This is a genomic window from Acidovorax temperans (assembly GCF_028596105.1).
Lineage (GTDB): Bacteria > Pseudomonadota > Gammaproteobacteria > Burkholderiales > Burkholderiaceae_C > Acidovorax > Acidovorax temperans.
Map to the genome: position 1 here is coordinate 1,313,492 of NZ_CP117193.1, position 26,006 is coordinate 1,339,497.

At 63.2% G+C, this 26,006-nt stretch carries 23 protein-coding genes and 4 pseudogenes; 11 read left to right on the forward strand and 16 right to left on the reverse strand.

The window, feature by feature from the left end; all coding sequences use genetic code 11:
- Positions 1-44: 44 nt before the first annotated feature.
- Both tnpB and tnpA read right to left on the reverse strand, forming a co-directional pair.
- On the reverse strand, positions 45-377 hold the full coding sequence (gene tnpB, locus PQV96_RS06185; protein ID WP_066161156.1) for an IS66 family insertion sequence element accessory protein TnpB: 333 nt from the start codon (positions 375-377) through the stop codon (positions 45-47).
- On the reverse strand, positions 374-802 hold the full coding sequence (tnpA, locus tag PQV96_RS06190) for an IS66-like element accessory protein TnpA (RefSeq protein WP_066161161.1): 429 nt from the start codon (positions 800-802) through the stop codon (positions 374-376). The genes tnpB and tnpA overlap by 4 nt, the downstream gene beginning before the upstream one ends.
- A gap of 68 nt (positions 803-870) precedes the next feature.
- Between tnpA and PQV96_RS06195 the strand changes: the two are divergent.
- Positions 871-1,617 (forward strand): annotated as a pseudogene (locus PQV96_RS06195) (ribose-phosphate diphosphokinase); the annotation flags it as partial.
- A 288-nt stretch (positions 1,618-1,905) separates the two neighbouring features.
- Here PQV96_RS06195 and PQV96_RS06200 read toward each other — a convergent pair.
- The 5 genes and pseudogenes from PQV96_RS06200 to PQV96_RS06220 all read right to left on the reverse strand — a co-directional run.
- A pseudogene (locus PQV96_RS06200) lies at positions 1,906-2,316 on the reverse strand (IS30 family transposase); the annotation flags it as partial.
- A gap of 23 nt (positions 2,317-2,339) precedes the next feature.
- Positions 2,340-3,380, reverse strand: coding sequence for an IS630 family transposase (locus tag PQV96_RS06205; protein ID WP_044395424.1), 1,041 nt, complete (start codon positions 3,378-3,380; stop codon positions 2,340-2,342).
- A gap of 49 nt (positions 3,381-3,429) precedes the next feature.
- Positions 3,430-4,053: pseudogene (locus PQV96_RS06210) on the reverse strand (IS30 family transposase); the annotation flags it as partial.
- Between the two features lie 444 nt (positions 4,054-4,497).
- Positions 4,498-5,415: an SPFH domain-containing protein gene (locus tag PQV96_RS06215; protein ID WP_066698073.1), complete on the reverse strand. Its 918-nt coding sequence runs from the start codon at positions 5,413-5,415 to the stop codon at positions 4,498-4,500.
- A 41-nt stretch (positions 5,416-5,456) separates the two neighbouring features.
- A complete protein-coding gene (locus PQV96_RS06220; RefSeq protein ID WP_198847595.1) occupies positions 5,457-5,882 on the reverse strand; it encodes an NfeD family protein in 426 nt (141 codons plus the stop codon).
- A 157-nt stretch (positions 5,883-6,039) separates the two neighbouring features.
- Here PQV96_RS06220 and PQV96_RS06225 point away from each other — a divergent pair, with 157 nt between their 5' ends.
- The gene (locus PQV96_RS06225; RefSeq protein WP_066698071.1) at positions 6,040-8,409 is read left to right on the forward strand and encodes an arginine/lysine/ornithine decarboxylase; all 2,370 of its coding nucleotides are present in this window, start codon (positions 6,040-6,042) and stop codon (positions 8,407-8,409) included.
- Between the two features lie 69 nt (positions 8,410-8,478).
- Here the strand turns inward: PQV96_RS06225 and PQV96_RS06230 are convergent, their stop codons facing one another.
- Together PQV96_RS06230 and fabI are read right to left on the reverse strand one after the other, a co-directional pair.
- Positions 8,479-9,375: a DNA ligase gene (locus PQV96_RS06230; RefSeq protein WP_207375261.1), complete on the reverse strand. Its 897-nt coding sequence runs from the start codon at positions 9,373-9,375 to the stop codon at positions 8,479-8,481.
- A 96-nt stretch (positions 9,376-9,471) separates the two neighbouring features.
- Positions 9,472-10,272, reverse strand: a complete 801-nt coding sequence (gene fabI / locus PQV96_RS06235; protein WP_142081344.1) for an enoyl-ACP reductase FabI — start codon at positions 10,270-10,272, stop codon at positions 9,472-9,474.
- Positions 10,273-10,374: 102 nt separating this feature from the next.
- On the opposite strand from fabI, the gene PQV96_RS06240 reads away from it, so the two are divergent.
- From PQV96_RS06240 to PQV96_RS06270, 7 genes are all read left to right on the forward strand, one after another.
- Entirely contained in the window at positions 10,375-12,210 is a 1,836-nt protein-coding gene (locus PQV96_RS06240) for an extracellular solute-binding protein (RefSeq protein WP_066787289.1), read from the forward strand.
- Positions 12,211-12,283: 73 nt separating this feature from the next.
- Complete coding sequence (locus PQV96_RS06245; protein ID WP_066692157.1) at positions 12,284-13,318, forward strand: microcin C ABC transporter permease YejB; 1,035 nt, start codon at positions 12,284-12,286, stop codon at positions 13,316-13,318.
- 10 nt (positions 13,319-13,328) lie between these two features.
- A complete protein-coding gene (gene mntA / locus PQV96_RS06250) occupies positions 13,329-13,763 on the forward strand; it encodes a type VII toxin-antitoxin system MntA family adenylyltransferase antitoxin (RefSeq protein WP_082758637.1) in 435 nt (144 codons plus the stop codon).
- Positions 13,753-14,169, forward strand: coding sequence for a type VII toxin-antitoxin system HepT family RNase toxin (hepT, locus tag PQV96_RS06255; protein ID WP_066692162.1), 417 nt, complete (start codon positions 13,753-13,755; stop codon positions 14,167-14,169). Before mntA ends, hepT begins: the two co-directional genes overlap by 11 nt.
- A 29-nt stretch (positions 14,170-14,198) precedes the next feature.
- Positions 14,199-15,275 carry an ABC transporter permease gene (locus PQV96_RS06260; protein WP_207375263.1) on the forward strand — a complete coding sequence of 359 codons (1,077 nt, stop codon included), beginning with the start codon at positions 14,199-14,201 and terminating at the stop codon, positions 15,273-15,275.
- Entirely contained in the window at positions 15,275-16,909 is a 1,635-nt protein-coding gene (locus PQV96_RS06265) for an ABC transporter ATP-binding protein (protein ID WP_273624827.1), read from the forward strand. Before PQV96_RS06260 ends, PQV96_RS06265 begins: the two co-directional genes overlap by 1 nt.
- A 98-nt stretch (positions 16,910-17,007) precedes the next feature.
- The gene (locus PQV96_RS06270) at positions 17,008-17,952 is read left to right on the forward strand and encodes a cation diffusion facilitator family transporter (protein ID WP_066698266.1); all 945 of its coding nucleotides are present in this window, start codon (positions 17,008-17,010) and stop codon (positions 17,950-17,952) included.
- 26 nt (positions 17,953-17,978) lie between these two features.
- Here PQV96_RS06270 and PQV96_RS06275 read toward each other — a convergent pair whose 3' ends face one another.
- From PQV96_RS06275 to PQV96_RS06285, 3 genes are all read right to left on the reverse strand, one after another.
- Positions 17,979-18,953, reverse strand: a complete 975-nt coding sequence (locus PQV96_RS06275) for a PhnD/SsuA/transferrin family substrate-binding protein (protein WP_066698265.1) — start codon at positions 18,951-18,953, stop codon at positions 17,979-17,981.
- A gap of 250 nt (positions 18,954-19,203) precedes the next feature.
- Entirely contained in the window at positions 19,204-19,704 is a 501-nt protein-coding gene (locus tag PQV96_RS06280) for a ribonuclease HI family protein (RefSeq protein ID WP_066698262.1), read from the reverse strand.
- Positions 19,705-19,737: 33 nt separating this feature from the next.
- Positions 19,738-19,986 carry a DUF3297 family protein gene (locus PQV96_RS06285; protein WP_066698259.1) on the reverse strand — a complete coding sequence of 83 codons (249 nt, stop codon included), beginning with the start codon at positions 19,984-19,986 and terminating at the stop codon, positions 19,738-19,740.
- Positions 19,987-20,277: 291 nt separating this feature from the next.
- Here PQV96_RS06285 and PQV96_RS06290 point away from each other — a divergent pair.
- Positions 20,278-20,990: pseudogene (locus tag PQV96_RS06290) on the forward strand (IS5 family transposase).
- A gap of 124 nt (positions 20,991-21,114) precedes the next feature.
- Here the strand turns inward: PQV96_RS06290 and PQV96_RS06295 are convergent.
- Together PQV96_RS06295 and PQV96_RS06300 are read right to left on the reverse strand one after the other, a co-directional pair.
- Positions 21,115-22,260: a zinc-binding dehydrogenase gene (locus PQV96_RS06295; protein WP_273624828.1), complete on the reverse strand. Its 1,146-nt coding sequence runs from the start codon at positions 22,258-22,260 to the stop codon at positions 21,115-21,117.
- 167 nt (positions 22,261-22,427) lie between these two features.
- Positions 22,428-23,423 carry an endonuclease/exonuclease/phosphatase family protein gene (locus PQV96_RS06300; RefSeq protein ID WP_207375560.1) on the reverse strand — a complete coding sequence of 332 codons (996 nt, stop codon included), beginning with the start codon at positions 23,421-23,423 and terminating at the stop codon, positions 22,428-22,430.
- Between PQV96_RS06300 and PQV96_RS06305 the strand changes: the two genes are divergently transcribed.
- Positions 23,422-23,715, forward strand: a complete 294-nt coding sequence (locus PQV96_RS06305) for a hypothetical protein (RefSeq protein WP_207375559.1) — start codon at positions 23,422-23,424, stop codon at positions 23,713-23,715. The genes PQV96_RS06300 and PQV96_RS06305 overlap by 2 nt on opposite strands.
- 183 nt (positions 23,716-23,898) lie before the next feature.
- On the opposite strand, the gene PQV96_RS06310 is transcribed toward PQV96_RS06305, so the two are convergent.
- On the reverse strand, positions 23,899-25,236 hold the full coding sequence (locus PQV96_RS06310) for a sensor domain-containing diguanylate cyclase (protein ID WP_273624829.1): 1,338 nt from the start codon (positions 25,234-25,236) through the stop codon (positions 23,899-23,901).
- 3 nt (positions 25,237-25,239) lie between these two features.
- Entirely contained in the window at positions 25,240-25,521 is a 282-nt protein-coding gene (locus PQV96_RS06315; RefSeq protein WP_242638369.1) for a PAS domain-containing protein, read from the reverse strand.
- Positions 25,522-26,006 lie beyond the last annotated feature (485 nt).

Here is a 26,006-nt window from a genome sequence, read left to right on the forward strand (position 1 = left end):
GGCGCATCTCCCGATTGCCATGGTCTGCGCCTCAAGCAGAAGATTCAGACCACGGTGATGGAGCCTTGCGATCCCATGCGCTGCCAGGGCAGGCCCAGCACCAGCGCATTGAGCTGGGCATGTTCAAGTGCCACGTTCGGACTGCCCGGCGGCGCCCAGACGAACTTGCCCTGGTGCAGCCGACGCGCGGCCAGCCACAGCCCCACGCCGTCGTGCACCAGCACCTTCAGACGGTTGGCTCGCTGGTTGGCAAAGACGTAGGCGTGGTGTGGGTGGGCCGCGCCGAAGGTGGCGATCACCCGCGCCAGGGCGGTGTCGGTGCCCGCACGCATGTCCAGCGGGGCCGTGGCCAGCCAGGCCGCATCGATACGGATCACCGCAGCAACTCGCCAAGCATCTGGGCGCACTGGGTTGCGGCAGACAAGGGCCAGTGCACGGTCACTGACATGCCAGGACGTTGGCATTCGATACGGATTTCGGTCGCTGGTGTCGAGGCGGCCACGCACGGCTGCTCACTGGCGGTTGTTGACGCTACGGCGCTCAGCGCAAGGGGGACGAAGGCCGGGGTCCGAGGTTCTACGGCAGCAGTGGCGAGGCCTCCTTCGAGGCGGTGCATGCCCTGTGCCCATTCCTTGAGCCAGCGGTGCAGCACGTTGGTGTTCATGCCGTGCTGCAGGGCCACGGCGGCAATCGATGCGCCGGGCTGCCGGCAGGCGGCCACCAGTTCGGCTTTGAACTGCTGCGTGTAGGTGCGGTGCGTGCGCCGCACCGCATAGCGGGGTGTCTGAGGGTCTTTGAGCATCGTGTCCACTCTCGTTTGCGTGCACACGATCGTGCTCAACCACAGCAGGTCCTTCAAGATGAGTTCGCCGGCCGCTTACGCTGCGCAGCCTCTACCAGCCCAACGACAAGCTGGTCGAACTGCTGCTGGCCGCCCGCGCTGCGCGTGGCCTGGGCGTGCGCCACCTCACGCTGGTGGCGCCGTACTTGGCCTATATGCGCCAGGACATCGCCTTCCATCCCGGCGAAGCCGTGAGCCAGCGCATCGTTGGTCCGTTCCTGGCCAGCCTGTTTGACGCTGTGGTCACCGTCGATCCGCACCTGCACCGCGTTGCCACGCTGCCCGAGGCCGTACCCGCAGCCCAGGCCGTGGTGGTCAGCGGTGCACCGCTGCTTGCCGACTGGATCGTGCAGCAGCGCCCTGGCGCGCTGCTGGTGGGCCCTGATGGCGAATCGGCCCAGTGGGTGGCCCAGGCCGCACATCGCCACGGGCTGCAGCATGCCGTGTGCACCAAAGAGCGCCATGGCGACCGCAGCGTCACCATCGCACTGCCACCGCTGGACGTGCGGGGCCGGGCCGTGGTGCTGCTCGACGATATGGCCAGCACTGGCCATACCCTGGCGCAGGCCACGCGCCTGCTGCTGCAGGCGGGCGCCGCCTCGGTCGATGTGGCGGTGACCCATGCCCTCATCGCACCCGACGCGCTTGCCGCGCTGCACGAGGCAGGCGTGGGCAGCTTCTGGAGCACCGACTGCGTGGCCCATGCCAGCAATGCCGTAGCCATGGCACCGGCCCTGGCCGAGGCTCTGGCGCAGGTGGCTGCCGCGCTGGATTGATCTGGGAAATTCCTTTTTTGATAGCTGCTGGCGCTTGCCCCGTAAGGGCGGATTCAAGTCCAAGTGCAACATTTATTGTTGCGGCTCAGTGCTCAGTGCTCAGTGCTCAGTGCTCAGTGCTCAGTGCTCAGTGCTCAGTGCTCAGTGCTCAGTGCTCAGTGCTCAGTGCTCAGTGCTCAGTGCTCAGTGCTCAGTGCTCAGTGCTCAGTGCTCAGTGCTCAGTGCTCAGTGCTCAGTGCTCAGTGCTCAGTGCTCAGTGCTCAGTGCTCAGTGCTCAGTGCTCAGTGCTCAGTGCTCAGACTCAGGCTGCTGGCTCAAGCGATGCAGGTGCTGGGCATAGACCTCCAAGGGCGTGCTGTAACCCAGGGTCATCCTGGGACGCCCATTGAGCTCATCGGCCACGGCATCGAGCTGCTCCTGAGTGTAGCCGCTCAGATCGGTGCCCTTGGGGAAGTACTGGCGCAGCAGCCCATTGATGTTCTCGTTACTGCCGCGCTGCCAAGGGCTGTAGGGGTCACAGAAGTACACCTTCACACCCGTGCTCTGGGTAAGTCTGGCGTGCTCGGCCATCTCGCGGCCTCGGTCGTAGGTCAGGCTCTGGCGCATCGGGCTGGCAATTGCATTGAGTTTGTCGCTGAATGCCTTGAGCACATGCGCGGCCGTAGCCGGGTTGGGGTGTGGCAGCTTGACCAGCACCACTATTGCTCCGGCCCCATGAAGTCTCAAGCGGCGGCATATTTGACGCGGGGATCCTGAAAGTAGCTCATCACCCGCTCGGGTGACTTCTCCAGCATGGCCATGTGTTCGTTGGCCGCATCGCGCAGTTTTGCCTTTGTTCTGACCGGGACCCGCTTGCCCATGGCCTGCTTGAGGTCGGCGTTCAAACGCTCTTCTGGGTTGAGTTCCGGGCTGTAGCTGGGCAGGTAGAACACCTCGATCTGTTCCTTTCTCTCTGCCAGCCACGCCTTGACCGGTTTGCTGTGATGTACACGCAGGTTGTCAAGGATCAGGAACACCTTCTTGCCCGCGTCCTTGATCAAGGCCTCCAGGAACTCAATCAACTTGTCGCTGTTGAAGGCCTCGTCAATGATCATCCAGCGTGCCTTGCCCCGGTTGGTCACCGTGGCGATCATCGACAGCTTCTGGCGTGTGCTGCCCACCGTGAACGCCACGGGTGTCTCACCTGCTGGTGCATAGCTCCTGCCGCGTACATCGGTGTTGACCAGTGCGGTCTCATCGCCCCAGTGGATTTCGCCGCCCTCAGCCTTGGCCTTGGCCTCGATGGCCGGGTAGTGTTCATCTAGCCAGGCCTTGACGGCTTCGGGGCGTTGTTCGTATGCCTTCTTGATGGGCTTTTGTGGGGTGAAACCCCAGCGTGCCAGGTATTTGCCCACGGTGCGCACACCCAATTTCAAGCCACATTCCTGTTCGATAAGCTGCATCACGGCGGCGCGACTCCACAGGAAGAAGTCCATCTTCAATTGCTCGGGACGTTTGTCGCAGATGGTCTTTTGGATGTGGACTTCTTGCTCGGGCGTGAGCAATCGGGCATCGCCTTTCGTGCGACCACGACCGGCTGGTTTGATGGCTGGCCAGCCGCCTTGCTCGAACAGATCAAGCACCTTGCGCACAGCCGGGTAGCTCAAGCCCGACATCTGCACCAGTTCCATGACTTTGATGCCCCGTTTGTGCAGTCGGATGACTTGCTTGCGCCGCTCGTGAAGCTGCTCCAGGGTTTGGTATCTCGCGTCTTCTTTGTCCATGCTGCTTCGAACGCGAAAATCAGCAGAAAGTTCAATCTTTATGGGGCCCGATCAATAAGCGCGTGGTGCGCTCGACCAAGGTTCCTATGGCGCTGGCGTTGTGGGCCCCCTTGATGAGGTCTCCCTCCCAATGGCCGGGAAGCTGGCGATCCTCTACCTCTGGAGGGCGCACGTGGATGCTCACAAGATCGGTGATTTCTCCTCGGCGGTCCTCGCCTTTGGAGCGGGGCCAGCGCTTGGCGTGAGCCATGCGCAGACAGGCCACCAACTCCTTCTTGAGCTCTCCCCGGGGCTGGGCATAGATGCAGGTGTAAATGCTCTCGTGTGACACTCTGGCGCGCCTGTCGTGGGGGTGGAGTTTTTTGAGGTGCCCGGCAATTTGCTGAGGCGACCAGTGCAGGTGCAGATGGTCGCACACGAGGCGGTACAAAGCCCCCTGGCGGTGCAGCTTGGGCTGGGGGCGGCTGTGAATGCGCCGCTTGCAGCTGCGCTGATGGGCAAACCGGCTGGCGTAGCCATTGCCCCCTGCATTGCGATGAATCTCCCGGCTGATGGTGCTGGGGCTGCGTCCCAGAGCCCTGGCGATGGCTCGGATGCTTTGCTTTTGCTGAAGCCCCAGTGCAATCGCGTGGCGCTCGGATTCTTTGATCTGCTCGTAGGTTCTTTTGCTCATGGAGGCCTTTATTCTGAAGGGGGTGTTGCACTTCAGATTTGAGGTCGCCAAGGGCTGGTGCCATATTTGGCTTCAAGCGACTCAGCCCGCCCGTTGCTGCACCCGCAGCCACGCGTTCGATAGTTTGCAAAGGGCCGGGGCAATGCGTAGGTTGGCGTGTAGCTTTCACGGGAGGAAAAACTGCTCGCACAACGGCCAAGGGTGGTAGACGCAACCAATAACCGGGCTGAGAGGTGGAAATGCAAAACGAGCCACAAGGGCCCGTTAGTCATGAATGCATGAAGTAGAGGGCGGGCTTCGAAGCCGCGCTGGGAATTAGCCCGCACACGCTTTCCAGGCGTGCGACTTACACCGCTCGTCTGCTCATCCGCATCTCCGTTGCTACAACATTGCTGTTGGAGCAGATGGCATAGCCCGCAGAATTTCTTTGCGCATATGCTGCGCTCAAGAAGCGCGTTGTGTCGTCTGCACCATCTTCATGGCCGACCCGATCAGGGCGGACACTTCGGTCATGTTGCTCGGCACGATGAGGGTGGTGGCTGCGTCGGCGGCTACCTGGCTGTAGGCATCCACGGCTTTTTCAGCAACCTTGAGCTGTACGGCTTGCTCCCCCCCTGGCTGGCGGATGGCGGCAGCCACGCGTTCAATGGCCTGTGCGGTGGCCTCGGCCACGGCCTTGATGGATTCGGCTTCGCCCTGGGCTTTGTTGATGACGGCCTGCTTTTCACCTTCAGAGCGGGCAATGAAGGCCTCGCGCTCGCCGGTGGCGATGTTGATTTGCTCTTGGCGACGGCCTTCGGATGCGGCAATCAAGGCTCGCTTTTCACGCTCGGCCGTGATTTGCTGCTGCATGGCGTGCAGGATTTCCTTCGGGGGCGTCAAGTCCTTGATTTCGTAGCGCAGCACTTTCACACCCCAGTTCAAGGCGGCTTCGTCAATCGCCTGCACCACCTGGGCGTTGATGATGTCGCGCTCTTCAAAGGTCTTGTCCAGCTCCAGCTTGCCGATCACCGAGCGCAGCGAGGTCTGCGCCAGCTGGGTCACGGCCATGATGTAGTTGCTGGAGCCGTAGCTGGCGCGCATGGGGTCTGTGACCTGAAAGTACAGGATGCCGTCCACCTGCAACTGTGTGTTGTCTTTGGTGATGCAGATTTGGCTGGGCACGTCGAGCGGAATTTCCTTGAGGCTGTGCCGATAGGCCACGCGGTCCACAAAAGGCACCAGAAAGTTGAGGCCAGGGGTGAGGGTGCCAGCGTATTTGCCCAGACGTTCTTTGACCCAGGCGTTCTGTTGTGGAACGACCTTGACGGAGCGGGCGATGAAGATGACCGCGATGATCAGGATGACGATGGCAATTTCCATGGATGCGCCTTTCGGTTGCGATGTGAAAAACAAAGGGGTGACTAGAGCGGATCGACCAGCAGACGGTTGCCCACCAGCTCGGCAACGCGGTGTGGGCCGGTTGAAGGCTGCACGCCTTGCCGGTGGATGGCCACCCAGTTGGCGCCCCGGTATTTGACCGAGCTGGTGCCGTCCGCATTCCAGCTCTCGATCATGACGGTTTCGCCCACGTCCAGGTTCACGCTGCGGTCAGCCCTGGCAGATGGATCGCCTGGGCGTTTGCGCCGCAGGGCATGCCAGCCCACCACCGAGCCGCCGCCTACCAGGGCCGCCGTGAGGATTTGCACGGTGGTCGATGCACCCAGATGGGCCGCTATGCCCGCCGCACCCACGCCCACGGCCAGCATGAGCAGATAAAAAGTGCCGGTGAGCAGTTCTGCGACCACCAGTCCTCCGGCCAGCAACCACCAGATGGTGGATTCCTCCATGGAGCCTCCTTGCGCAGATGCGCCTGTGTGATGTGTTTAGTGCACCACATTCTGGGTTAAAAGGATGGCGCTTCAAAGGCAGGACACCGTTATTCCGTACACTTCGCGCCTATTTTGTTTTTTGGCCGGGCAGGGCACGGTTTCACGGAGGCTGCGCATGAAGTTTCGCTTTCCCATCATCATCATCGATGAGGACTATCGTTCCGAGAACACTTCGGGTCTCGGCATCCGCGCTTTGGCGCAGGCCATTGAGGCCGAGGGCTTTGAGGTGGTGGGGGTGACCAGTTATGGTGACCTGTCTCAGTTTGCGCAGCAGCAAAGCCGCGCCAGCGCGTTCATCTTGTCGATTGACGATGAGGAATTCACGGGCGGCGATGAGCTGGACCCCATCGTGCTGAACCTGCGCCACTTCATCGGTGAAGTGCGTCGCAAGAACTCCGAAGTGCCTATTTACGTGCACGGCGAAACCAAGACCAGCCGCCACCTGCCCAACGACATCTTGCGTGAGCTGCATGGCTTCATCCACATGTTCGAGGACACCCCCGAATTCGTGGCCAAGCACATCATCCGCGAGGCCAAGAGCTACCTCGAAAGCGTGCAGCCACCGTTCTTCAAGGCGCTGCTGGACTACGCCGAAGACGGCTCGTACAGCTGGCACTGCCCCGGTCACTCGGGTGGCGTGGCGTTCTTGAAGAGCCCTGTGGGCCAGATGTACCACCAGTTCTACGGCGAGAACATGCTGCGCGCCGACGTGTGCAACGCGGTGGAAGAACTGGGCCAGCTGCTGGACCACAACGGTGCCATTGGCGAGTCTGAGCGCAACGCCGCGCGCATCTTCAATGCCGACCACTGCTTCTTCGTGACCAACGGCACGTCCACATCCAACAAGATGGTGTGGCACCACACCGTGGCGCCCGGCGATGTGGTGGTGGTGGACCGCAACTGCCACAAGTCCATCCTGCACAGCATCATCATGACCGGGGCCATCCCCGTGTTCATGAAGCCGACGCGCAACCACTTCGGCATCATCGGCCCCATCCCGCAAAGCGAGTTCGAGCCCGCAGCCATCCAGGCCAAGATCAAGGCCAACCCGCTGCTCAAGGGCGTGGATGCCAAGAAGGTGAAGCCGCGCGTGCTGACGCTCACGCAATCCACCTATGACGGCGTGCTCTACAACACCGAAACCATCAAGGGCATGCTCGATGGTTACGTGGACAACCTGCACTTTGACGAGGCCTGGCTGCCCCACGCGGCCTTCCACCCGTTCTATGGCAGCTACCACGCCATGGGCAAGAAGCGCGCGCGCCCCAAGCACTCGGTGGTGTACGCCACGCAGTCCATCCACAAGCTGCTGGCGGGTATCAGCCAGGCATCGCATGTGCTGGTGCAAGACTCGCAAACGGTGAAGCTCGACCGACCTCTGTTCAACGAGGCCTACCTGATGCACACCTCGACCAGCCCGCAGTACAGCATCATCGCCAGCTGCGACGTGGCTGCCGCCATGATGGAGCCGCCCGGTGGCACCGCGCTGGTGGAAGAAAGCATTCTGGAAGCCCTCGACTTCCGCCGCGCCATGCGCCAGGTGGAAGAAGACTTCGGCAAGAACGACTGGTGGTTCAAGGTCTGGGGCCCTGAAAAGCTCGTGGACGAAGGCATGGGCCGTGCGGAGGACTGGATCATCCGCAGCGACGCCAAGGGCAAGAAGGGCAGCAAGTGGCACGGCTTTGGCCAACTGGCCGACGGCTTCAACATGCTGGACCCGATCAAGTCCACCATCGTCACGCCCGGCCTGAGCCTGGATGGCAAGTTCGACAAGACCGGCATTCCTGCGTCCATCGTCACCAAGTACCTGGCCGAACACGGCGTGGTGGTGGAAAAGACGGGCCTGTACAGCTTCTTTGTGATGTTCACCATCGGCATCACCAAGGGCCGCTGGAACACGCTGCTGACGGCGCTGCAGCAATTCAAGGACGACTACGAGAAGAACCAGCCCATGTGGCGCATCCTTCCGGAGTTCTGCCAGCAGCACAAGCGCTACGAGCGCATGGGCCTGCGCGACCTGTGCCAGCACGTGCACGAGATGTACGCCAAGTACGACATTGCCCGCCTGACGACGGAGATGTACCTGTCGGACCTGACGCCTGCCATGAAGCCTTCGGACGCATACGCCCACATTGCGCAGCGCAAGACCGAGCGTGTGGAAATCGACCATCTGGAAGGCCGCATCACCGTAGGGCTGGTCACGCCTTACCCACCCGGCATTCCGCTGCTCATTCCTGGCGAAGTCTTCAACAAAAAGATCGTGGACTACCTCAAGTTCGCCCGCGAATTCGCCAAGCTGTGCCCCGGTTTTGAAACCGACATCCACGGGTTGGTGGAAGTGGAGGACGAGAACGGGCAGGTGCGCTTCTATGCCGACTGTGTGGCCGCCGAAGGAAAGCCATCCAAGACAGCGAAGGCCCCGCGCGTCTCGGCCGACAACATCGTGCAGCTGGGAGACGACGGCCCTTACGGCCGCACCATCTGAGACGAACAGCGTGGCGCGGTGAGCGCGCCAGCCGCTGCAAACGCTCCCTGGCGTGCCTCGGAGCGTTTTTTATTGGGGGTTTTGAGGCGAGGCAGGGGGCATGTCGATCCGCACCCGTACAAAGCTCGCAAACCGGGGCAGGCCCCCGTCGTGTGTGCCCCGGTAGCGGTAAGTCACCCAGCTGCCCAGCGGCGGCGGCTGGTCGCGGTCTGCGTCGGTCAGCCCGGCCCCGAGCTTGAAGCGCTGGCCCGTGGGCATCTCTACCAGCAGGGCGCCCAGCCGACCGGCGTGCTTGCCTTTGCCGGGCAGGTGGCCTACAACCAGGGCCTCCGCGTCGTCATGCGTCTTGAGCTTGATGAGGTCATCGCTGCGGCCCGAGCGGTACAGCGAACTGCCTTTGTGCAGCATCAGGCCCTCGCCACCCGCGCGCACCGTGCGTTGCAGCAGGGCCTGCAAGGCGGCATCCGTTGCCACGCGTTGCTGGGGCACGGCCTGCACCCAGTCTTGCTCAATGGACGCGACCAGCGTTTTCAAGGCAGCCAGGCGTTCGTCGAACACACCGCCGTGGGCGGGCAGATCAAACACCATGAAGCGCATCTGTCGCCACGCGGCATCATCAGGCTGCTGCTGGCGCGTGGTGGACTGGGCATGGGCAAAGCGGCCAGGCCCGGCCCACAGCTCACCATCCATGGGCGTGTCGGGCCAGCCTGCGGTGAACCATGCGGGCGCAGCCACCGTTTCGCCGCCCCGTGTACGCAGCGTCTGCCCATCCCAATAACCGCGCACGCCGTCGTATTTTTCGCTCACCCAGTAGTCGGCCAGCGGCATGCCGGGGCGGTACACATTGGCCAGCAGCAGGGCGGGTGCATCGGCTGCCCAGGCTGCAGGGGTAGCCAGCAGGAGCAGGGGGTTCAGAGTGCTCAGGGGCGCCAGGCTCAGCCAGGTCAGGTAGCGTCTGCGATGCATGGGTTGTCAGGTGTTGCTATCAAAAAAATAGCTGCTAGCGCTTGTGGAATAAGCGCTAGCAGCCAATTTGATGTGAAGCTTGTTCAGCCCCGTGTTTTAGACCTGGTCTGCACTCAGCCCAGCGGTCTGGCTGAAGCCGCCGTCCACGTAGGTGATTTCAGCCGTCATGCCGCTGGCCAGATCGGACAGCAGGAAGGCCGCCACATTGCCCACGTCTTCAATCGTCACGTTGCGGCGCAAGGGCGAGGCGTCGGCCACGCGGCTGAGCAGCTTGCCAAAGTCCTTGATGCCGCTGGCGGCCAGGGTCTTGATGGGGCCGGCGCTGATGCCGTTGGCGCGGATGCTGCGGCCGTCTTCGGTGCGGCCCACGGCTTCGGCCAGGTAGCGCACGCTGGCTTCCAGGCTGGCCTTGGCCAGGCCCATGGTGTTGTAGTTGGGGATGGAGCGCAGCGCGCCCAGGTAAGACAGCGTCAGCAACGACGACTTGTCGTTCAGGTAAGGCAGGGCAGCCTTGGCCATGGCAGGGAAGCTGTAGGCGCTGATGTCATGCGCAATGCGGAAGTTCTCGCGCGAGAGGCCGTCCAGGAAGTTGCCGGCGATGGCTTCGCGGGGCGCAAAGCCAATGCTGTGCACAAACCCGTCGAATTTGGGCCAGACCTGGCTCAGGTCGGCAAACATGCGGGCAATCTGCTCGTCACTGGCCACGTCGCAGTCAAACACCAGCTTGGAATTGAACTCGGCAGCGAACTCGGTGATGCGGTCCTTGAAGCGCTCACCCACGTAGCTGAAAGCCAGCTCGGCACCCTGTTCGTGGCAGGCCTTGGCAATGCCATAGGCGATGGAACGGTTGGACAGCACGCCGGTGATGAGCAGTTTCTTGCCGGTCAGAAAACCCATGTTTCTTCTCCTTCGGGGATGGGGGTGGGGCCCACGGGCTTAGCGCATAGGGGAATGCGCCAAGCGGTGCGGTGGCCAATGAACGTAGTGCAGAATTGTCGCATGCGGTTTTGGCTTACTTTTTTGCTGGCGGGATGTGTCGGGGGCGCGGCCCCTGCCTGGGCGGCGCACGCTTACGCCCTGTGGGGCGAGCCCAAATACCCTGCCGGGTTTGATCACTTTGCCTACGTGAACCCCGCCGCCCCCAAGGGCGGTGAGCTGCGTTTGGTGAGCAACCTGCGCGTGTCCACGTTCGACAAGTACAACCCGTTCACCATCAAAGGCAATGCGCCGGCCTACCTGTCGTCGCTGATGTTCGACTCGCTACTGGTGGGGGCGCAAGACGAAACTGCCACCGGCTACGGTCTGCTGGCCGAAGATGTGGACGTGGCTGCAGATGGCCTGTCGGCGACCTTCCGCCTGCGGCCCGAGGCGCGCTTTCACAATGGCAAGCCGGTGCTGGCGCAGGATGTGAAGCACAGCTTCGACACTTTGGTGGGCCCCTTTACCTCGCCCGCCTACAAAACCTTGCTGGCTGAGGTGGCCGGGGTGGATGTGGTGGACGACCGCACCGTGCGCTACCGCTTCAAGCTGCCCAACCGCGAGCTGCCCCTCACCGTGGGTGGCCTGCCGGTGTTCAGCCGCGACTGGGGGGTAGAAAACGGCAAGGCCAAGCCGTTCGATCAGGTGGTCACCGACATCCCGATTGGCAGCGGCCCTTACAAGATCGGCCCGGTGCAGTTTGGCAAAGACATCACCTACGTGCGTGACCCGCAATACTGGGCGCGCGATTTGAATGTGCGCAAAGGCACGGCCAACTTTGACCGCATCCTGGTCAAGATCTACAAAGACAGCACGGCGCGGCTCGAGGCCCTGAAAGCGGGCGAGTTTGACCTGATGCGCTTTTTCAGCGCGGGCGACTGGGCCCGGCGCGTGAACGGCAAGAAGTTCGATACCGGCGAGCTGGTCAAGGGCGAGTTCAAGCACAAGCTGCCTGCGGGTTTTCAGAGCTATGTGCTCAACACCCGCCGCCCCTTCCTGCAGGACGTGCGCGTGCGCGAGGCGCTGGGCCTGGCGGTGGACTATGAATGGATGAACCGCCAGCTGTTCTACGGTGCTTACCAGCGCGTGAATGGCCTGTTCGGCAATACGGCCTGCGAGACCCGGGGCACCCCGTCGCCTGAAGAACTGGCGCTGATGGAACCCTGGCGCAAGCACATCCCCGCAGCCGCTTTCGGCCCCATGACGGTGCCACCCCGCACCGATGGCGACTCGTCACTGCGCGCCAACCTTCGCCGGGCCCAGGCCTTGCTCAAGGAAGCGGGCTGGGAGGTGCGCGATGGTGCCCTGCGCAACGCCCAGGGCCAGGCCATGGTGCTGGAATACATGGACAGCAACGAAGGTGGCGTGCGCACCGTCACGCCCTGGATGCGCGCGCTGGAGAAGCTCGGCATCACGCTCAAGTTCCGCTCGGTGGACTTTGCCCTGTACCAGCAGCGGCTGCAGAAGTTTGACTTTGACATTACCTCCATGGCCTACCAGGGCACCAACAACCCGGGCCAGGAGTTTGCTGACATGTTTGGCAGCGCGGCGGCCGACATGGAAGACTCCGGCAACTTCCCCGGCGTGAAGAACCCTGCGGTGGACGCGATGATCAAGGCCATGACTTCGGCCAAGACCGAGGCGCAACTGCTGCCCGCCTGCCATGCGCTCGAACGCATCATTGCCCACAGCCACTACCTGATTCCGCAGTGGACGGCGGGCACGCACCGCATGGCCTACAACGCATGGCGGCTGGCGCGGCCGGACGCCATGCCGCCCTACGCCAGTGGCGAGGGCTGGGCGATCGACACGTGGTGGGCGCGCAACCCGCCGCAGACGGCGCCTGACAAGAAGTGAGAAGCAGCGCAGCGTTTGCCTCCAGCGCCTTCTTGCCCCACAGCCCAACGCTCGGACTTCACCCAACCAGCCCATGTTTGCCTACATCCTCAAACGTTTTTTGCTGATGTTTCCCACCCTGCTGGGCGTGCTGCTGCTCACCTTTGTGGTGGTGCAGTTCGTGCCCGGCGGCCCGGTGGAGCAGTACATGGCCGAAGCCAAGGCCGGGATGGCTGGCGGCGGCGGTGCCGAAGGCGGCGGCATGGGCTACCGCGGCGCGCAGGGGGTGGATCCCAAGCGGCTGGAGCAGATCAAGGCGCTGTACGGCTTCGACAAACCTGCGCACGAGCGTTTCTTTCAGATGCTGGGCCAGTTCGCACGGTTTGACCTCGGCCGCAGCTTTTTTCAGAACAAGGATGTGTGGCAGCTGGTGAAAGAGAAGCTGCCGGTCTCCATCAGCCTGGGCCTGTGGACCTTCTTCATCAGCTACCTGGTGGCCGTGCCGCTGGGCGTGGCCAAGGCGGTGCGGGCGGGCTCGCGGTTTGACCTGGTCACCACCTTGCTGGTGCTGGTGGGCTATGCCATTCCGGGCTTTGTGCTGGGCGTGGCGCTGCTGGTGGTGTTTGGCGGGCAGTTGCAGTGGTTTCCGCTGCGCGGGCTCACCTCGGCCAACTGGGAAGAACTGTCGATGTGGGGCAAGGTGACGGACTACCTCTGGCACATCGCCTTGCCCATTACGTCGATGGTGCTGGGCAGCTTTGCCGTCACCACCATGCTCACCAAGAACGCATTTTTGGAAGAGATCCGCAAGCAATACGTGCTCACCGCCCGTGCCAAAGGCCTGAGTGACCGGCAGGTGCTGTGGAAGCATGTGCTGCGCAATGCGCTCATCCCCATCATCACCGGTTTTCCGGCGGCGTTCATTGGTGCGTTCTTCACAGGTTCGCTGCTGATCGAGACGCTGTATTCCCTCGACGGTCTGGGCCTGCTCAGCTACGAAAGCGTGATCCGCCGCGACTACCCAGTGGTGCTGGGCACCCTGTATTTGTTCACGCTGATCGGCTTGGTGACCAAGCTGGTGAGCGACCTGTGCTACGTGTGGGTAGACCCCCGCGTGAAGTTTGATTGAAAGACTCGTAATGCCCTCGACGCACACGCTCCCCGCACCTTTGTCCCTTGAGGGGATAGAGCGCACCGTGCACCTGCTACAAGCTCAATTGCCTGGGCTGTTGGCGGTGTATGCCTTTGGCAGCCGGGTGCACGGTGTGGCAACGCCCCAGAGTGATTTGGACTTGGCAGTCCTGGTGGCTGGTTACGCCGATGTGCACCAGCTGTGGAGCTTGTCGGGCGAGTTGGCTGATGTGGCCGGTTGTCCTGTCGATTTGCTGGATTTGCGTGCTGCTTCCACCGTGATGCAGTACCAGGTCATCACGCAGGGCGTGCGCTGGTGGGCCAGAGATGCCCAGGCGGCTATTTTTGAGAGCGCTGTCCTGAGTGATAAGACTGAGCTGGATGCTGCACGGACTGGCTTGCTGGCGGACATTCAACAGCGTGGGAGCGTGTATGGTGGATGACGTTCTGATTAACAAGGCCGCAACGATTGAGCGCTGCGTGCAGCGCGCGCGCGAAGAGTATTTCAGTGACCCCGCCAGTTTTGCCACCAATTTCAGCCGCCAGGACGCCGCAATTTTGAACATCCAACGCGCCTGTGAGGCCGCGTTGGACATGGGGCAGCACCTGATCCGGCGTGACCGGTTGGGCGTTCCGCAAAGTGCGCGGGATGTGTTTGCTCTGCTGGCCCGTGCAGGCCGGATTGAACAGGAGCTGGCTGCAGGCTTGCAGCGCATGGTGGGCTTTCGCAACATTGCGGTGCACGATTACCAGAGCCTGCAACTGCCCATCACTGTCGCCATCATTGAAAAGCACCTGGACGAATTTTTGCAGTACAGCAAGGCCCTCTTGCTGCACGACGCTGTGTGACTTTGGAAGACGAAGCAACCATCCGCACCATGGGTTCCACCACACCTTCTTTACCCGCTGCATCTGACAGCGCTGCATCCGCTTCACTGTCGCCCTCCCGCCGCGCCTGGCTGCGTTTCAAGCGCAACCGGCAGGGTTACTGGAGCCTGTGGCTGTTTTGCGCACTGGTACTGGTCAGCCTGTGTGCCGAACTGGTCAGCAACGACAAGCCCCTGATCGTGCGCTATGAAGGGCAAACCTACTTCCCCATGCTGCGGGACTATTCCGAAAAAACCTTCGGGGGCGACTTTGACACGCCCACCGATTACCTCGACCCCTTCATCCAGCAGCGGCTGAGTGCTGATGGCAACTGGGCGCTCTACACCCTGAACCGCTACGGCCCCAACACGCTCAACTACTTTGCCAAGTCGCCCAACCCCTCGGCCCCCACGGCCGACAACTGGCTGGGCACCGACGACCGGGGGCGGGACCTGCTGGCGCAATTGCTCTATGGTTTTCGGGTGAGCGTGCTGTTCGGGCTCGCGCTCACGGCCACGGGCGTGGTGCTGGGCGTGGTCACCGGTGCCATTCAGGGCTTTTTTGGGGGCAAGACGGACCTGGCCTTTCAGCGCTTCATTGAAATCTGGGGCTCCATGCCCGAGCTGTATCTGCTCATCATCTTCAGCGCGGTGTTTGCGCCCAGCATTGCGCTGCTTCTGATTTTGCTGAGCCTGTTTGGCTGGATGGGCCTGTCGGACTATGTGCGTGCCGAATTTTTGCGCAACCGCCAGCTTGACTACGTGAAGGCGGCCCGCGCACTGGGCGTGGGCAACTGGCACATCATCTGGCGCCACATCCTGCCCAACAGCATGACGCCCGTGGTCACCTTCCTGCCGTTTCGCATGAGTGCGGCCATCCTCGCGCTCACCTCGCTCGACTTTCTGGGCCTAGGCGTGCCACCCGGCACCCCCAGCCTGGGCGAGCTGCTGAGCCAGGGCAAGAACAGCATCGACGCCTGGTGGATTTCGCTCTCCACCTTTGCGGTGCTGGTGGTCACCTTGCTGCTGCTGACCTTCATGGGCGATGCCTTGCGCGATGCTCTGGATCCACGAAAGGCCGACAAGTGATGCAGGCACACAGCACAACCCCCGCCACCCCTTTGCTGCAGGTGCGGGGCCTGCAGGTTCGCTTTGGCGCCAAGTCGGTGGTGCGTGGCGTGGGCTTCGAGATTGCCCGAGGCGAAAAGCTGGCGCTGGTGGGCGAGTCTGGCTCGGGCAAGACGATCACCGCGCTCAGCCTGCTGCGCCTGCTGGGTGATGCGGTGGTGGAGGGTCAGGCCATCTTTGCCGGGCGCGACCTGCTGCAGCTGTCCGAGCGCGAAATGCGCGGCGTGCGCGGCGGCGACATCGCCATGGTCTTCCAGGAGCCCATGACCGCGCTCAACCCGCTCATGACCATCGGCCAGCAGATCGCCGAGATCTTGATACTAAAAAAGGGTTTGACCGGCGCAGAATGTGCGCAAGCAGCTATTGAATTGCTAGCAAAAACCGGCATTCCTGAGCCTGCCAGGCGCGCGGGCAGCTTTCCGCACCAGCTTTCGGGCGGGCAGCGCCAGCGCGCCATGATTGCCATGGCCCTGGCCAGCGAACCCCAACTGCTGCTGGCCGACGAGCCCACCACCGCGCTGGATGTGACGCTGCGCGGGCAGATTCTGGATTTGCTCTCTGACCTGCAACGCCAGACCGGCATGGCCGTGCTGCTCATCACGCACGATTTGAACCTGGTGCGCCGCTTTGCCGACCGCGTGGCGGTGATGGAGCAGGGCGTGCTGGTAGAGCAGGGCACTGTGGCCGAGGTGTTCGCCAACCCGCAGCATGCCTACACGCGCCGCCTGATCACCAGCCAGCCCCGGCGCGATGTGGTGGAGGCGGCCCCGCCCGCAGGTACACCGCCCGTAGTGCAAGCGCGCCAGTTGCGCGTGGCGTACCCCACGCCGCTGCCGGGCGTGCGCGGCTGGTTCAAGAAGGGCGAGTTTGTGGCCGTGCAGGGTGCCGATCTGCAATTGCTGCCGGGCCAAACGCTGGGCGTGGTGGGCGAATCGGGCTCGGGCAAGTCCACCCTGGCGCAGGCCATCCTGGGCCTGCTGCCGTCGCAGGGTGATCTGCAGGTCAACAGCCAGGCGTGGCAGCAGCCAGCCACCCGCAACACACCCGCCAACCAGGCACTGCGCAAGCGGGTGCAGGTGGTGTTCCAGGACCCGTTCTCGTCGCTCTCGCCGCGCCTCACGGTCGAAGAAATCGTGGGCGAGGGGCTGCTGGTGCATGAACCCGGCATCCACACTGCCGAGCGCCGCACCCGCGTGGAGGCCGCCCTGGCCGAGGTGGGCCTGACGGAGGCGCAGTTCCCTGGCCTGCTCGCGCGCTACCCGCATGAATTTTCAGGCGGCCAGCGCCAGCGCCTGGCCGTGGCCCGCGCCCTCATCGTGCAGCCCCAGGTGCTGGTGCTGGACGAGCCCACCAGCGCCCTCGATGTCACCATCCAGCAACAGGTGCTGGCCTTGCTGCAGCGCCTGCAGCGAGAGAAGGGCCTGAGCTACCTGCTCATCACGCACGATGTGGAGGTCATCCGCGCCATGGCGCACGACGTGCTTGTGATGAAGGACGGTGCCATCGTGGAATGCGGGACGGTGGACGCGGTGCTGAACCGCCCTGAGCACCCCTACACGCAAAAGCTGGTGGCTGCGGCGACGGTGCCAGGCTGACGGCTTGGCCCGTGCGGGCAAAAAGCTGCGGCGTCTCAATGCATTCTTAAGACGGCGCGTGTAGCCTGCAGGGTTTTGCGGTACCTGGGTTGCAACCTATGAATTTGAACGAACTAGACGACACCGAAGACACCGAGCACACGCCGCAAGAGCGTGCCGCTGCCGCCTCGCGCAGCACCTGGGTCAGCGTGGTGGTCAACCTGGTGCTGTCCACCGTGCAGATCGTGGTGGGGGTGTGGGCCAAATCGCAGAGCTTGATTGCCGATGGCATCCACTCTCTGTCCGATCTGGTGGCGGATTTTGTGGTGCTGTTTGCCAACCATCATTCGCAAAAAGACGCGGACGAAGACCACCCCTACGGGCACCAGCGGTTTGAAACCGCTGCATCTTTGGTGTTGGGCTTGCTGCTGCTCGCCGTGGGCGTGGGCATGGTCTGGTCTGCGGTGGTGAAGCTCGAAAACCCCGAATCCGTGCCCCAGGTGCACTCGGTGGCGCTGTGGGTGGCCGGGGGCGCGCTGGTGGGCAAGGAGCTGCTCTTTCGCTACATGCTGGCGGTGGCCAAAAAGGTCAAGTCGAGCATGCTGGTGGCCAACGCGTGGCACGCACGCTCGGACGCGGCTTCGTCGCTGGTGGTGGGCGTGGGCATTGCGGGCAACCTTGCGGGCTACCCCATTCTGGACCCCATTGCGGCGCTGATCGTGGGCTTCATGGTGGGCAAGATGGGCTGGGAATTTGGCTGGGACGCCATGCACGACCTGATGGACCGCGCGGTGGATGAGCAAGAGGTGCAGGCCATTCGCCAGACCTTGCTGGACACCCCCGGCGTGGCGGGCGTGCACGATGTGCGCACCCGCAAGATGGGCGACATGGTGGTGGTGGATGCCCACCTGGAGGTGGACGCCCAGATCACCGTGGAAGAGGGGCACGACATTGCGGTGGAAGCCCGCCAGCGCGTGATGCAGCGCCACCGGGTGCTCAACCTGATGACCCATGTGGACCCCTGGCGCAAGCCAGACCGGGACCACACCGTCCAGCCCAGGTAGCGCAGCGGGCCCGGCGCGGGGGGGCTTTACTTCGCAGCCGCCTGGGCTTGCTGCGTCTTTTTGTAGACCTCCATCACCGTCGCGAAATCACGCTCGAAATTCACGGGCAGCATGGTGTCGTTGCCCGGCAGCAACTGCTTGAGCTTGGGCGAGAAGCTGTAGGCGTACGAGCATTTCTGCACGCGGTTTTGCACATCGGGCGATGCCGATTTGCCCAGCGTCCAGGTCTCGGTCATGAAGGGGGCGCTTTCCCACAGCGTGCGAATGCTCGAACCCTTCACGTCGCCCTTGAGCACCATGCGCTGGTACAGGTCGCTGGCCACGGCGGCTGCGGGGTAAAAGCCGTGCATCACGCCCGTTACCGAGCGTTCGTGCCCGTTGGAGAAAACCACTTCGTAGTTCTTGTCCGGCACCAGCCCAATGGCCGGGAACAGCGCGCGCGGCGCCAGGTTGCCCGAGTTGGAGGTGGGTGTGGAGTGGGCAATCTTCTTGCCGATCAGGTCCTTGGGTTCCTTGTAGGGGCTGTCTACCCGCGCAATCAGGATCAGGTGGTAAGAGTTGCGCTTGCCCGATGCCTTGTTGCCCGGCACAGCGAACGGCGTGGGCTGCCCCGCTGCCACCAGTTGCGGCACCAGGCCAGGGTTGACCTGGGCCAGTTGCACCTTGCCCGATGCGATGCCGTCGATCAGCTCTTTCTCGCCCAGCAGGTCGATGTTGGAGCTGCGCTCCAGCGATTCGCCATGCTGGTTCTGCAAGTCCAGGTTGCCGCAGCGTGCCAGGTGGTTGAAGTAGTCGCCCCACAGCAGCATGGTCTCGGCCCGCGCATATGTCTTGGGCATGGCCACCACGAGCTTTTCGCGGGGGCTGCTGGCAAAGTTGGGGGCCGGGCTGGCGGCAGCAGCGCGCGCCTGGGCGGCTGCGTTGTTGTTCTGTGCCATGGCAGTTCCCAGCACCGCGCCAGCGCCTGCCAAAAGCACCACCCAGCGTGCATTACGTCGCATGTCGTTCCTTCCTTGAAGATGTGAGAACAGGTCCAAGACCCGGGCAGGAGCAGAGCATCTGCTGCACAGCCTTTGATAGACCGCCTGCACTCATCACCGCGCCATCGGGCTGGATGCGTGCAGAAGAGCCCAAACCAGCAAAGTATGCAGGAAAATTGTTGCAAAAACGTCAACTTTGTGACGTTTCAATGACGGAGGAGCGACATCGCCATGCTGGCCCACGGTGCAGGCGGTGCCTTTGAACAGAGGTTCAGCGCTTCTTTTTCTTGTGGCTGGGGTGTGGGGCCACCTTGGCCGGGGCGCCCAGGGCAGCGCGGGCCAGGGTGTCGGCGGCGCTGTTGCGGTGGCGCGGAATCCACTGCCACTGCACGCTGTCAAAGCGCGCCAGCCAGGCGCGTGCGCTGTCAAACAGCTCGGCCAGCCGGGTAATCGGGGCAGCGGGGCGCTGGCCTGGTTGCGGCGGCCGCAATTGTTCGATGAGGAGGCTGCTGTCGCTGCGCACGGCAATCGCGCGTGCGCCCAGGGCGTGGGCTTGTCGCAGTGCGGCCATCAGCGCGCGCAGCTCGGCTTCGTTGTTGCAACCCACCAGGCTGCTGGTGTGCGAAAGGGTGTGCTGCTGCCCGTCGGGAGCCAGCAGCGTGGCGCCCAGGCCCATGCGGCCGGGGTTGGGAATGGCGCTGCCATCGCAGTGGATGACCCACAGCCCGGGCGGCGCGGGCTGCGCCACGGGCAAAGCGGCGGTATGGGTCATGCAGGCGTGAGAAGGCGGCAGCGCCGGGCGGGGTCAGCGGTAAAACGCCTCGACCGTGCCCTTGAGCTTGATCAGCAGGGGCTGGCCCTTGCGGTCCACCGTCTTGCCGGCAGGCACTTTGACCCAGCCTTCGCTGACGCAGTATTCCTGCACGTCAAAACGTTCCTTGCCATTGAAGCGGATGCCAATGTCGTGCTCGAACACGGCGGCGTTGTGGTGCGGGCTGCGCGGGTCGGACGAGAGGTGGTCGGGCAGGGCGGGTGCAGAGGTTGCGTCGGTCATGGGAGCCTGGTGCAGAAGAAATGCTGAGGGCCGAGATTCTCGCGGATTTACCCACCCGTTGGGCCCTTGGGGCTGCTGGGCCGGGGCAAGTGTGCTTGGGTGTGAGCGATGTTTTTCATCAAAATGCCCTGTAGCGCCCGCCATTAAAGCGCTAGCAGCTATTGATTTTGTAGCAAGCAGCGCAGGCACTGCCTAGGGGCTGTTGAGAATCAAACACAACGGCTCGGAGGGCTGTGATGCAATAGGCGCATGAGCATTCGATGGGTACTGACAGACGAGCAATGGGCCAAGATGGAGCCGCACTGCCTTGGCAAGCCAAGTGATCCTGGACGCAGCGGCACAGACAACCGCCGCTTCGTTGAGGCAGTGCTGTGGATTGCCCGCACAGGCAGCCCCTGGCGAGACCTGCCGCCAGAGTTCGGCAAGTGGAACACGGTGTTCAAACGCTTTAGAGACTGGGTTAAGGCCGATGTGTTCCAACGTCTGTTCGATGCAGTGAGCGAGCAGCCGGACATGGAATATGCGATGGTGGATGCCACGATTGTGAAAGTGCATCGGCACGGCCAGGGGGCAAAAGGGGGACTTCGGGCCAGGCCATAGGCCACTCGAGGGGCGGCATGACCACGAAGATACTGGCGCTGACGGATGCATTGGGCAATCTGGTGAAGTTCGTCTTGATGCCAGGGCAGCGCCACGACACCAAAGGGGTCAGAGAGCTGATTGCCGATGTGCGCTTTGATGCCTTGCTTGCCGACAAGGCCTTCGATGTGAATTGGCTGATCCAGGAGTTGGGTAAGCGCGGGGCGCAGGTGGTGATCTCACAGATGCCCCGCAGGAGAGCGCCACTGGAGATTGACCTGGAGGTCTACAAATGGCGCCACTTGATCGAGAACTTCTTTGGCAAGCTCAAGGAGTTCAAGCGCATCGCCATGCGTAGCGACAAAACGGATACCAGCTTCGCAGCGATGATCTATCTCGCGGCTGGGGTTATCAACTCTCGCTGATTCTCAACACGTCCTAGGAACCGTTCACGCTGAGCTTGTTGAAGTGCGGTGTACGACTTCACAAACTCAGCCCGAGCGGGGGGAATGGTTCAACGCAAGGTCACAGGAAAACTCCCGCGCTGGCTCACGCCATCGACGGATCAATCAAGACCTTGGCCCCGGTATTGCGCGGGCCGTAGAACGCTATCGCCTCGGCGCTCAGTGCCCCCGCCAGCGACACCGTGCGTGCGTAGTGGCTGGCAAACGTGGTCTTCAGCTCTGCCGCCACGCGTGCGCGCAGTGCCTGGGTGGCCTCCGGGCCAATCTTTTGCAGAAACGGAAACAGCAACCATCCGCCCATGCCCCAGGCCATGCCAAAGGTGCGGTGCACTTCGGTGGGCCGTGTGTCCAGGTGGCCGTACAGATACACCTGCTTGTGCACGGCCGATCCGTAGCGGCTGTATTCCTGGGCCTTTCGGTTGATGGCGGCCTCCATGCATTGCAGGATCTGCCCGGCCAGCGTGCCGCCGCCCGTGGCATCAAACGCCATGGTGGCACCCGTGGCGGCCAGCGCGTCGGTCAGCTCGGCCATGAAGGTGGGCGCGCTGCTGTCGCACACATACTGCGCGCCCAGGCTGCGCAGCAGCGCCGCCTGCTCGGGCTTGCGCACGATGTTCACCAGGCCCACGCCATCCTTCTGGCAAATCTTGAGCAGCATTTGCCCCAGGTTGCTGGCCGCAGCGGTGTGCACCAGCGCGGTGTGGCCTTCGCGCTTCATTGTCTCCACCATGCTCAGGGCCGTGAGCGGGTTCACAAAGCACGATGCACCCTCTGCCGCCGTGGTGCCCGGTGGCAGCACCAGGCATTGCGTTGCAGGCATGGCGCGGTACTGCGTATACATGGCCCCGCCAATCACCGCCACCGTGCGCCCCAGAAGCGCCTGCGCGGCGGGCGATGCGCCTGCGGCCACCACCAAGCCCGCCCCTTCGTTACCCACCGGCATGCTCTGGCCCACACGCGCCGCCATGTTGGGCATGGCGCGCTCAGGAATGCGGGCCGTGGCCACGGGCCGATCTGCCGTGCCGGTGACCTGCACGGTGGAGAGGTCTGCCGGGCCCAGCAGCAAGCCAATGTCCGACGGGTTGATGGGCGTGGCCTGCACCTGGATCAGCACCTCATCGGGCCCCGGTGTGGGCACGGGCGTGGGCTCCAGCCTGATTTGCAGCGTGCCATCGGGTTGGACGACGGAGCGCAGTTGTAGGGCGGTGGTGGGGATGGCGGTGGCGGTCATGAATGCCTTCGAGAGGAAAGAGGGCGCGCCTTGCGTTGTGCAGCGCGGCCCGGTGTGGAGTCATTAGAACGTGCATGTGCCGCGAACACGGTCGCGCAAGTGCCTTGCGGCGGCCATCGCGGGTGAGGGCAGCTGAGCGCTGCTGGGCGCGCAGGCGCTGGCTTGGTCTACCGCGCCACCAGCCGCACCACCATCGGCCGGTGGTCCGAGCCCAGGTCCGGCCCCGTGTGTGCCTCCACCAGTTGCCACCCCGGCGAGGCCAGCACATGGTCTAGCGGCAGCACCGACAGCCAGCCCCAGGCGTTGGGCCAGGTGGGCATTGCAGGACCCGCGCGGCGCATCTGCGCTTGCTCCGCGGCCCACAGGCCGAGCGCCCAGGGCGTGGTGTTCAGGTCTCCCGCCATCACGCTCAGCCCGCCCGCCTGGGCCAGGTGCCGGGCTTCATCCTCCAGCACCTTGTCGCGCGCCTGGGCAAAGGCGCTGCTGATGGGCGGCATGGGGTGCAGCGCGCTCAGGTGCACGGGCTGGCCGTTCCACAGCAGCGTGGCGCGCAGACGCAGGGTATCGAGGTCCGTGGCGGGCTGCAGCACCTGCGCATCTGCCAGCGCGTGGCGCGAGAGGATCGCCAGCCCAAACGGGTCGGGCTGCGGTACAGCCAGCCGATGCGGGTAGCGCGCTGCAAGGGCTGCGTCATCGTCCAGTGCACGCTGGGCCCGCTCGGTGAACTCCTGCAAAAACACCACATCCGGCGCATCGGCAGATGCCAGCCATTGCCGCAGCGGCGTGAAGTCGGTGGTGTCCAGATTCAAGTTGGCGGTGCCTACCTTCAGCACCTTCGCGTTGGCGATGTCAGGCTCGGCTGCTGGGGGCAGGGCGGCGGGCTGCCACACCAATGACCCCGCCACCACCAGCGCGGGCACAGCCAGCCACCATGCAGCACGGCGCCGCGACATCCACGCCGCCAGGCCCATCGCCGCAGCGCCCACCGTGGCATAGACCCACTGCCAATGCGCTGCTAGCTCCACCAGCCACTGCAGCCAAGGCACATGGTTTGTGGGCAGTGCGCGCGACAAGGGCGCCGTCAGCCCACCCAAGGCGCACAGCCACACCAGCCACTGGGCTCTGATGGCGAAGAACTGAGAAACGGAGGAGCGGCTTGGCATGGTGGGGGAACGGGATTTGTGGCTGTCGTGCTATGCCCGGCTTCGGGTGGCATGCGGCGCAGTGCCGGAGTATGCGTGCTGGGCGCGAGACAAGGCCGCATCGTATTTGGTGGTGCTGACGCTGGAGGAGGATGAGGCTGTGCTGTTCCCGGCGAGGCTCAACGATGTGCGGATGTTGTATGTGGGGTTTGCGTTTCGGGGGGAGGTGGCGTACGGGTATTCGGGAGGAAAGAATGTTTTCGGCTATGGGCAACTGGTGAGCATGTTTGTCCGGCAGGCAGCTTCAGGCTGAACTGAGGCATCCGGTGATGGCTGCGTCCAATCGTTGCGAAGCCCGTTTGCGGTCATTCAGCCAGTCTCCACAACAGCGACCTTTGGCATAAATCGGTGGCAGGTTCATGCTCTGCCCGGACCATAAGGGGGCGAGTGCAACGAGCCCTGCGACTGCCGCGCAGGAAGACGTCTTTGACACCTTTTATTGAAACACGCACACGCCCGATGACTGGCTTTTGGCCCGGTACATGGCGGCGTCTGCGGCGCGCAGGTAGTCGTCCACCGTCGCCAGCGTGGATGCACTGCTGACCAATCCAATGCTCGCGCTACTGATCACGGTGTGTTCGCCGACCATATAAGGCGCTGCGAGGGCGGCGGCAATCTGCTCTGCGCGTTGGCTGGCTTCAGCGGGGTCAATGGACTCCAACAGCACATTGAACTCATCGCCACTCATGCGGGCGACCAGATCCACCGACTGCACACGGGATTCGAGCCGCCGAGCCACCTGTTGCAATAGCTGGTCGCCCACATGGTGTCCGTAGCAGTCATTGACCGCCTTGAACCCATTGAGGTCCAGCAGCAGCACGGCGAACATCGTGGCGCCGCCGCATGTCGGCCTGCCATCACCGTTCACCGCCTCGTTTTGCTGCAGCGCGATGAGTTGCGCGAGGCGATCGCGGAACAAGGGCCGGCCGGGCAAGTTGGTCAGCGCATCGTAGGAACTGCCACGTTCGGCCAGATCGCTGAGCGACCCCGCCATGCGCACCGCAACGCCGTCTTCAAACTCCGCAAGCCCGCGCCAGTTGACCCACACCAGCCGCCCAGCCCCGTGAAACGCGCGGAAATCCACCGAAAAGTTCGGGCTGTTCCCCGCCAGGTGTCTGCGGTAGGCCGCCTGCACGCGAGCACGATCCTCTCGATCAATGAGCTGCTCCAGAAAGCGCCAGCCCCCGCTATGCACCAGATCGAAGCTACCCAGACCGACGATTTGGTGAAAGCGCCCGGACACATGCAGCGCGTCCGTGCGCAAGTCCCAGTACCAGATGCCGTCGTTGGACCCACGCGTGGCCAGCGAATAGCGGTTTTCGGAGCGCAACAACTCCAGCTCGGTGTTCTTCTGCTGGGTCACGTCGATCATCAGGCCGATCATGCGGTTCGGCCGCCCCGGCTCGACCACCGCGCGGCACAGATCGCGCACCCACACGACCTTGCCCGACTTGGCAATGAGCCGGTAGCTCATCTCGTAGGCATGGCTGTGCGTGGCGTTATAGGCCGCATCGTCGATGCGCAGGGCCTCCTCCAGATCATCGGGATGCACATGCGCCCGCCAGAAGCCCGGGTCGGCCCGCCACTCCTCGACGGAGTAGCCGAACAAGCGTTCGACCTGTGGGCTCAGAAAGGTGTTGCCCACGCCGATTTCAGCTTCCCATACCACGCCGTCAATGGTTTCCAGCAAGCGCAAAAAGCGCTGGCGCACCTCCACCAGCACCTGCTCGGTGACCTCGGTGATCTCGATCAGGACACCCTGGCGGCTGATCACCCGCTACGCTGCGTCTGTCTCAGGGTGGGGTTGCAGGCGCACCCAGCGATAGTCCGCGTCGGCAAAGCGCAAGCGGAACACTGGCATGCCTGAACGCAGGGTGCCGATGTCATCGGGGTGTACGAACTCCAGCAAAGACCTGCCGAGCGCCGCCGCCACCGGATGGCCGGTGAGCTTGTACCACGCGGGATTCAGATAAGTGATCTCCCACAGCGCATCGGTCTGCACCACCGCCTCGGGCAGCAGTTGCAGCAGTTTTGCGGACGGCGGGGAAGTGGTAAGCATGCAGGGCGGTCGCAAAAGGGGAAGTCAGGTGAAGCCAACGGATAGGAAAACCACCCGCTCCAGATCAAGTGTGGCAGGGGTTTGGGGTGGGTTCGTGCCATACCCCACTGACGAGTCGTTACTCGATTGGTTGGTCACGATCGAAGCACTTGCTCAGCCCGTCGAAGGTGAATGACTGCAGTCAACATGGAGCGACTGCTTTTCCTTGGGCACCACCGAGCGCTACGAGTCGAAACCGTCAGTCTAATTTACTGAGTAGTGGTCGCTGCGGGGTAGCAGTTGGGTTGCGGAACGATCTGGCAGCAGCAACTTCTCCAACCGCCACTCGGGCCGGGGAAAGTCGAAGCGCCCAACAGCCGCTTCGCTGCATTCAGCGCGAGTATCAGCGAAACCGGCAACTGACTCCGGGCGCTGCGAAGCGGCTCTATCCCTGAACGCTGTAGGTTGGCGGTTCTGGCCCCTGACCCGCTCAAGTCGCGCTGCAC

Excerpts from the sequence above, each read along its gene's own strand:
- PQV96_RS06300 (WP_207375560.1), bottom strand. The coding sequence starts at position 23,423 with ATGCCAAGCCGCTCCTCCGTTTCTCAGTTCTTCGCCATCAGAGCCCAG.
- PQV96_RS06295 (WP_273624828.1), bottom strand. The coding sequence starts at position 22,260 with ATGACCGCCACCGCCATCCCCACCACCGCCCTACAACTGCGCTCCGTC.
- PQV96_RS06270 (WP_066698266.1), top strand. The coding sequence starts at position 17,008 with ATGAATTTGAACGAACTAGACGACACCGAAGACACCGAGCACACGCCG.
- PQV96_RS06305 (WP_207375559.1), top strand. The coding sequence starts at position 23,422 with ATGGTGGGGGAACGGGATTTGTGGCTGTCGTGCTATGCCCGGCTTCGG.
- PQV96_RS06280 (WP_066698262.1), bottom strand. The coding sequence starts at position 19,704 with ATGACCCATACCGCCGCTTTGCCCGTGGCGCAGCCCGCGCCGCCCGGG.
- PQV96_RS06230 (WP_207375261.1), bottom strand. The coding sequence starts at position 9,375 with ATGCATCGCAGACGCTACCTGACCTGGCTGAGCCTGGCGCCCCTGAGC.
- PQV96_RS06225 (WP_066698071.1), top strand. The coding sequence starts at position 6,040 with ATGAAGTTTCGCTTTCCCATCATCATCATCGATGAGGACTATCGTTCC.
- PQV96_RS06275 (WP_066698265.1), bottom strand. The coding sequence starts at position 18,953 with ATGCGACGTAATGCACGCTGGGTGGTGCTTTTGGCAGGCGCTGGCGCG.
- PQV96_RS06265 (WP_273624827.1), top strand. The coding sequence starts at position 15,275 with ATGCAGGCACACAGCACAACCCCCGCCACCCCTTTGCTGCAGGTGCGG.
- mntA (WP_082758637.1), top strand. The coding sequence starts at position 13,329 with ATGCCCTCGACGCACACGCTCCCCGCACCTTTGTCCCTTGAGGGGATA.
- PQV96_RS06260 (WP_207375263.1), top strand. The coding sequence starts at position 14,199 with ATGGGTTCCACCACACCTTCTTTACCCGCTGCATCTGACAGCGCTGCA.
- hepT (WP_066692162.1), top strand. The coding sequence starts at position 13,753 with ATGGTGGATGACGTTCTGATTAACAAGGCCGCAACGATTGAGCGCTGC.
- fabI (WP_142081344.1), bottom strand. The coding sequence starts at position 10,272 with ATGGGTTTTCTGACCGGCAAGAAACTGCTCATCACCGGCGTGCTGTCC.
- PQV96_RS06215 (WP_066698073.1), bottom strand. The coding sequence starts at position 5,415 with ATGGAAATTGCCATCGTCATCCTGATCATCGCGGTCATCTTCATCGCC.
- tnpA (WP_066161161.1), bottom strand. The coding sequence starts at position 802 with ATGCTCAAAGACCCTCAGACACCCCGCTATGCGGTGCGGCGCACGCAC.
- PQV96_RS06240 (WP_066787289.1), top strand. The coding sequence starts at position 10,375 with ATGCGGTTTTGGCTTACTTTTTTGCTGGCGGGATGTGTCGGGGGCGCG.
- PQV96_RS06285 (WP_066698259.1), bottom strand. The coding sequence starts at position 19,986 with ATGACCGACGCAACCTCTGCACCCGCCCTGCCCGACCACCTCTCGTCC.
- PQV96_RS06220 (WP_198847595.1), bottom strand. The coding sequence starts at position 5,882 with ATGGAGGAATCCACCATCTGGTGGTTGCTGGCCGGAGGACTGGTGGTC.
- PQV96_RS06205 (WP_044395424.1), bottom strand. The coding sequence starts at position 3,380 with ATGGACAAAGAAGACGCGAGATACCAAACCCTGGAGCAGCTTCACGAG.
- PQV96_RS06315 (WP_242638369.1), bottom strand. The coding sequence starts at position 25,521 with ATGCTTACCACTTCCCCGCCGTCCGCAAAACTGCTGCAACTGCTGCCC.
- PQV96_RS06245 (WP_066692157.1), top strand. The coding sequence starts at position 12,284 with ATGTTTGCCTACATCCTCAAACGTTTTTTGCTGATGTTTCCCACCCTG.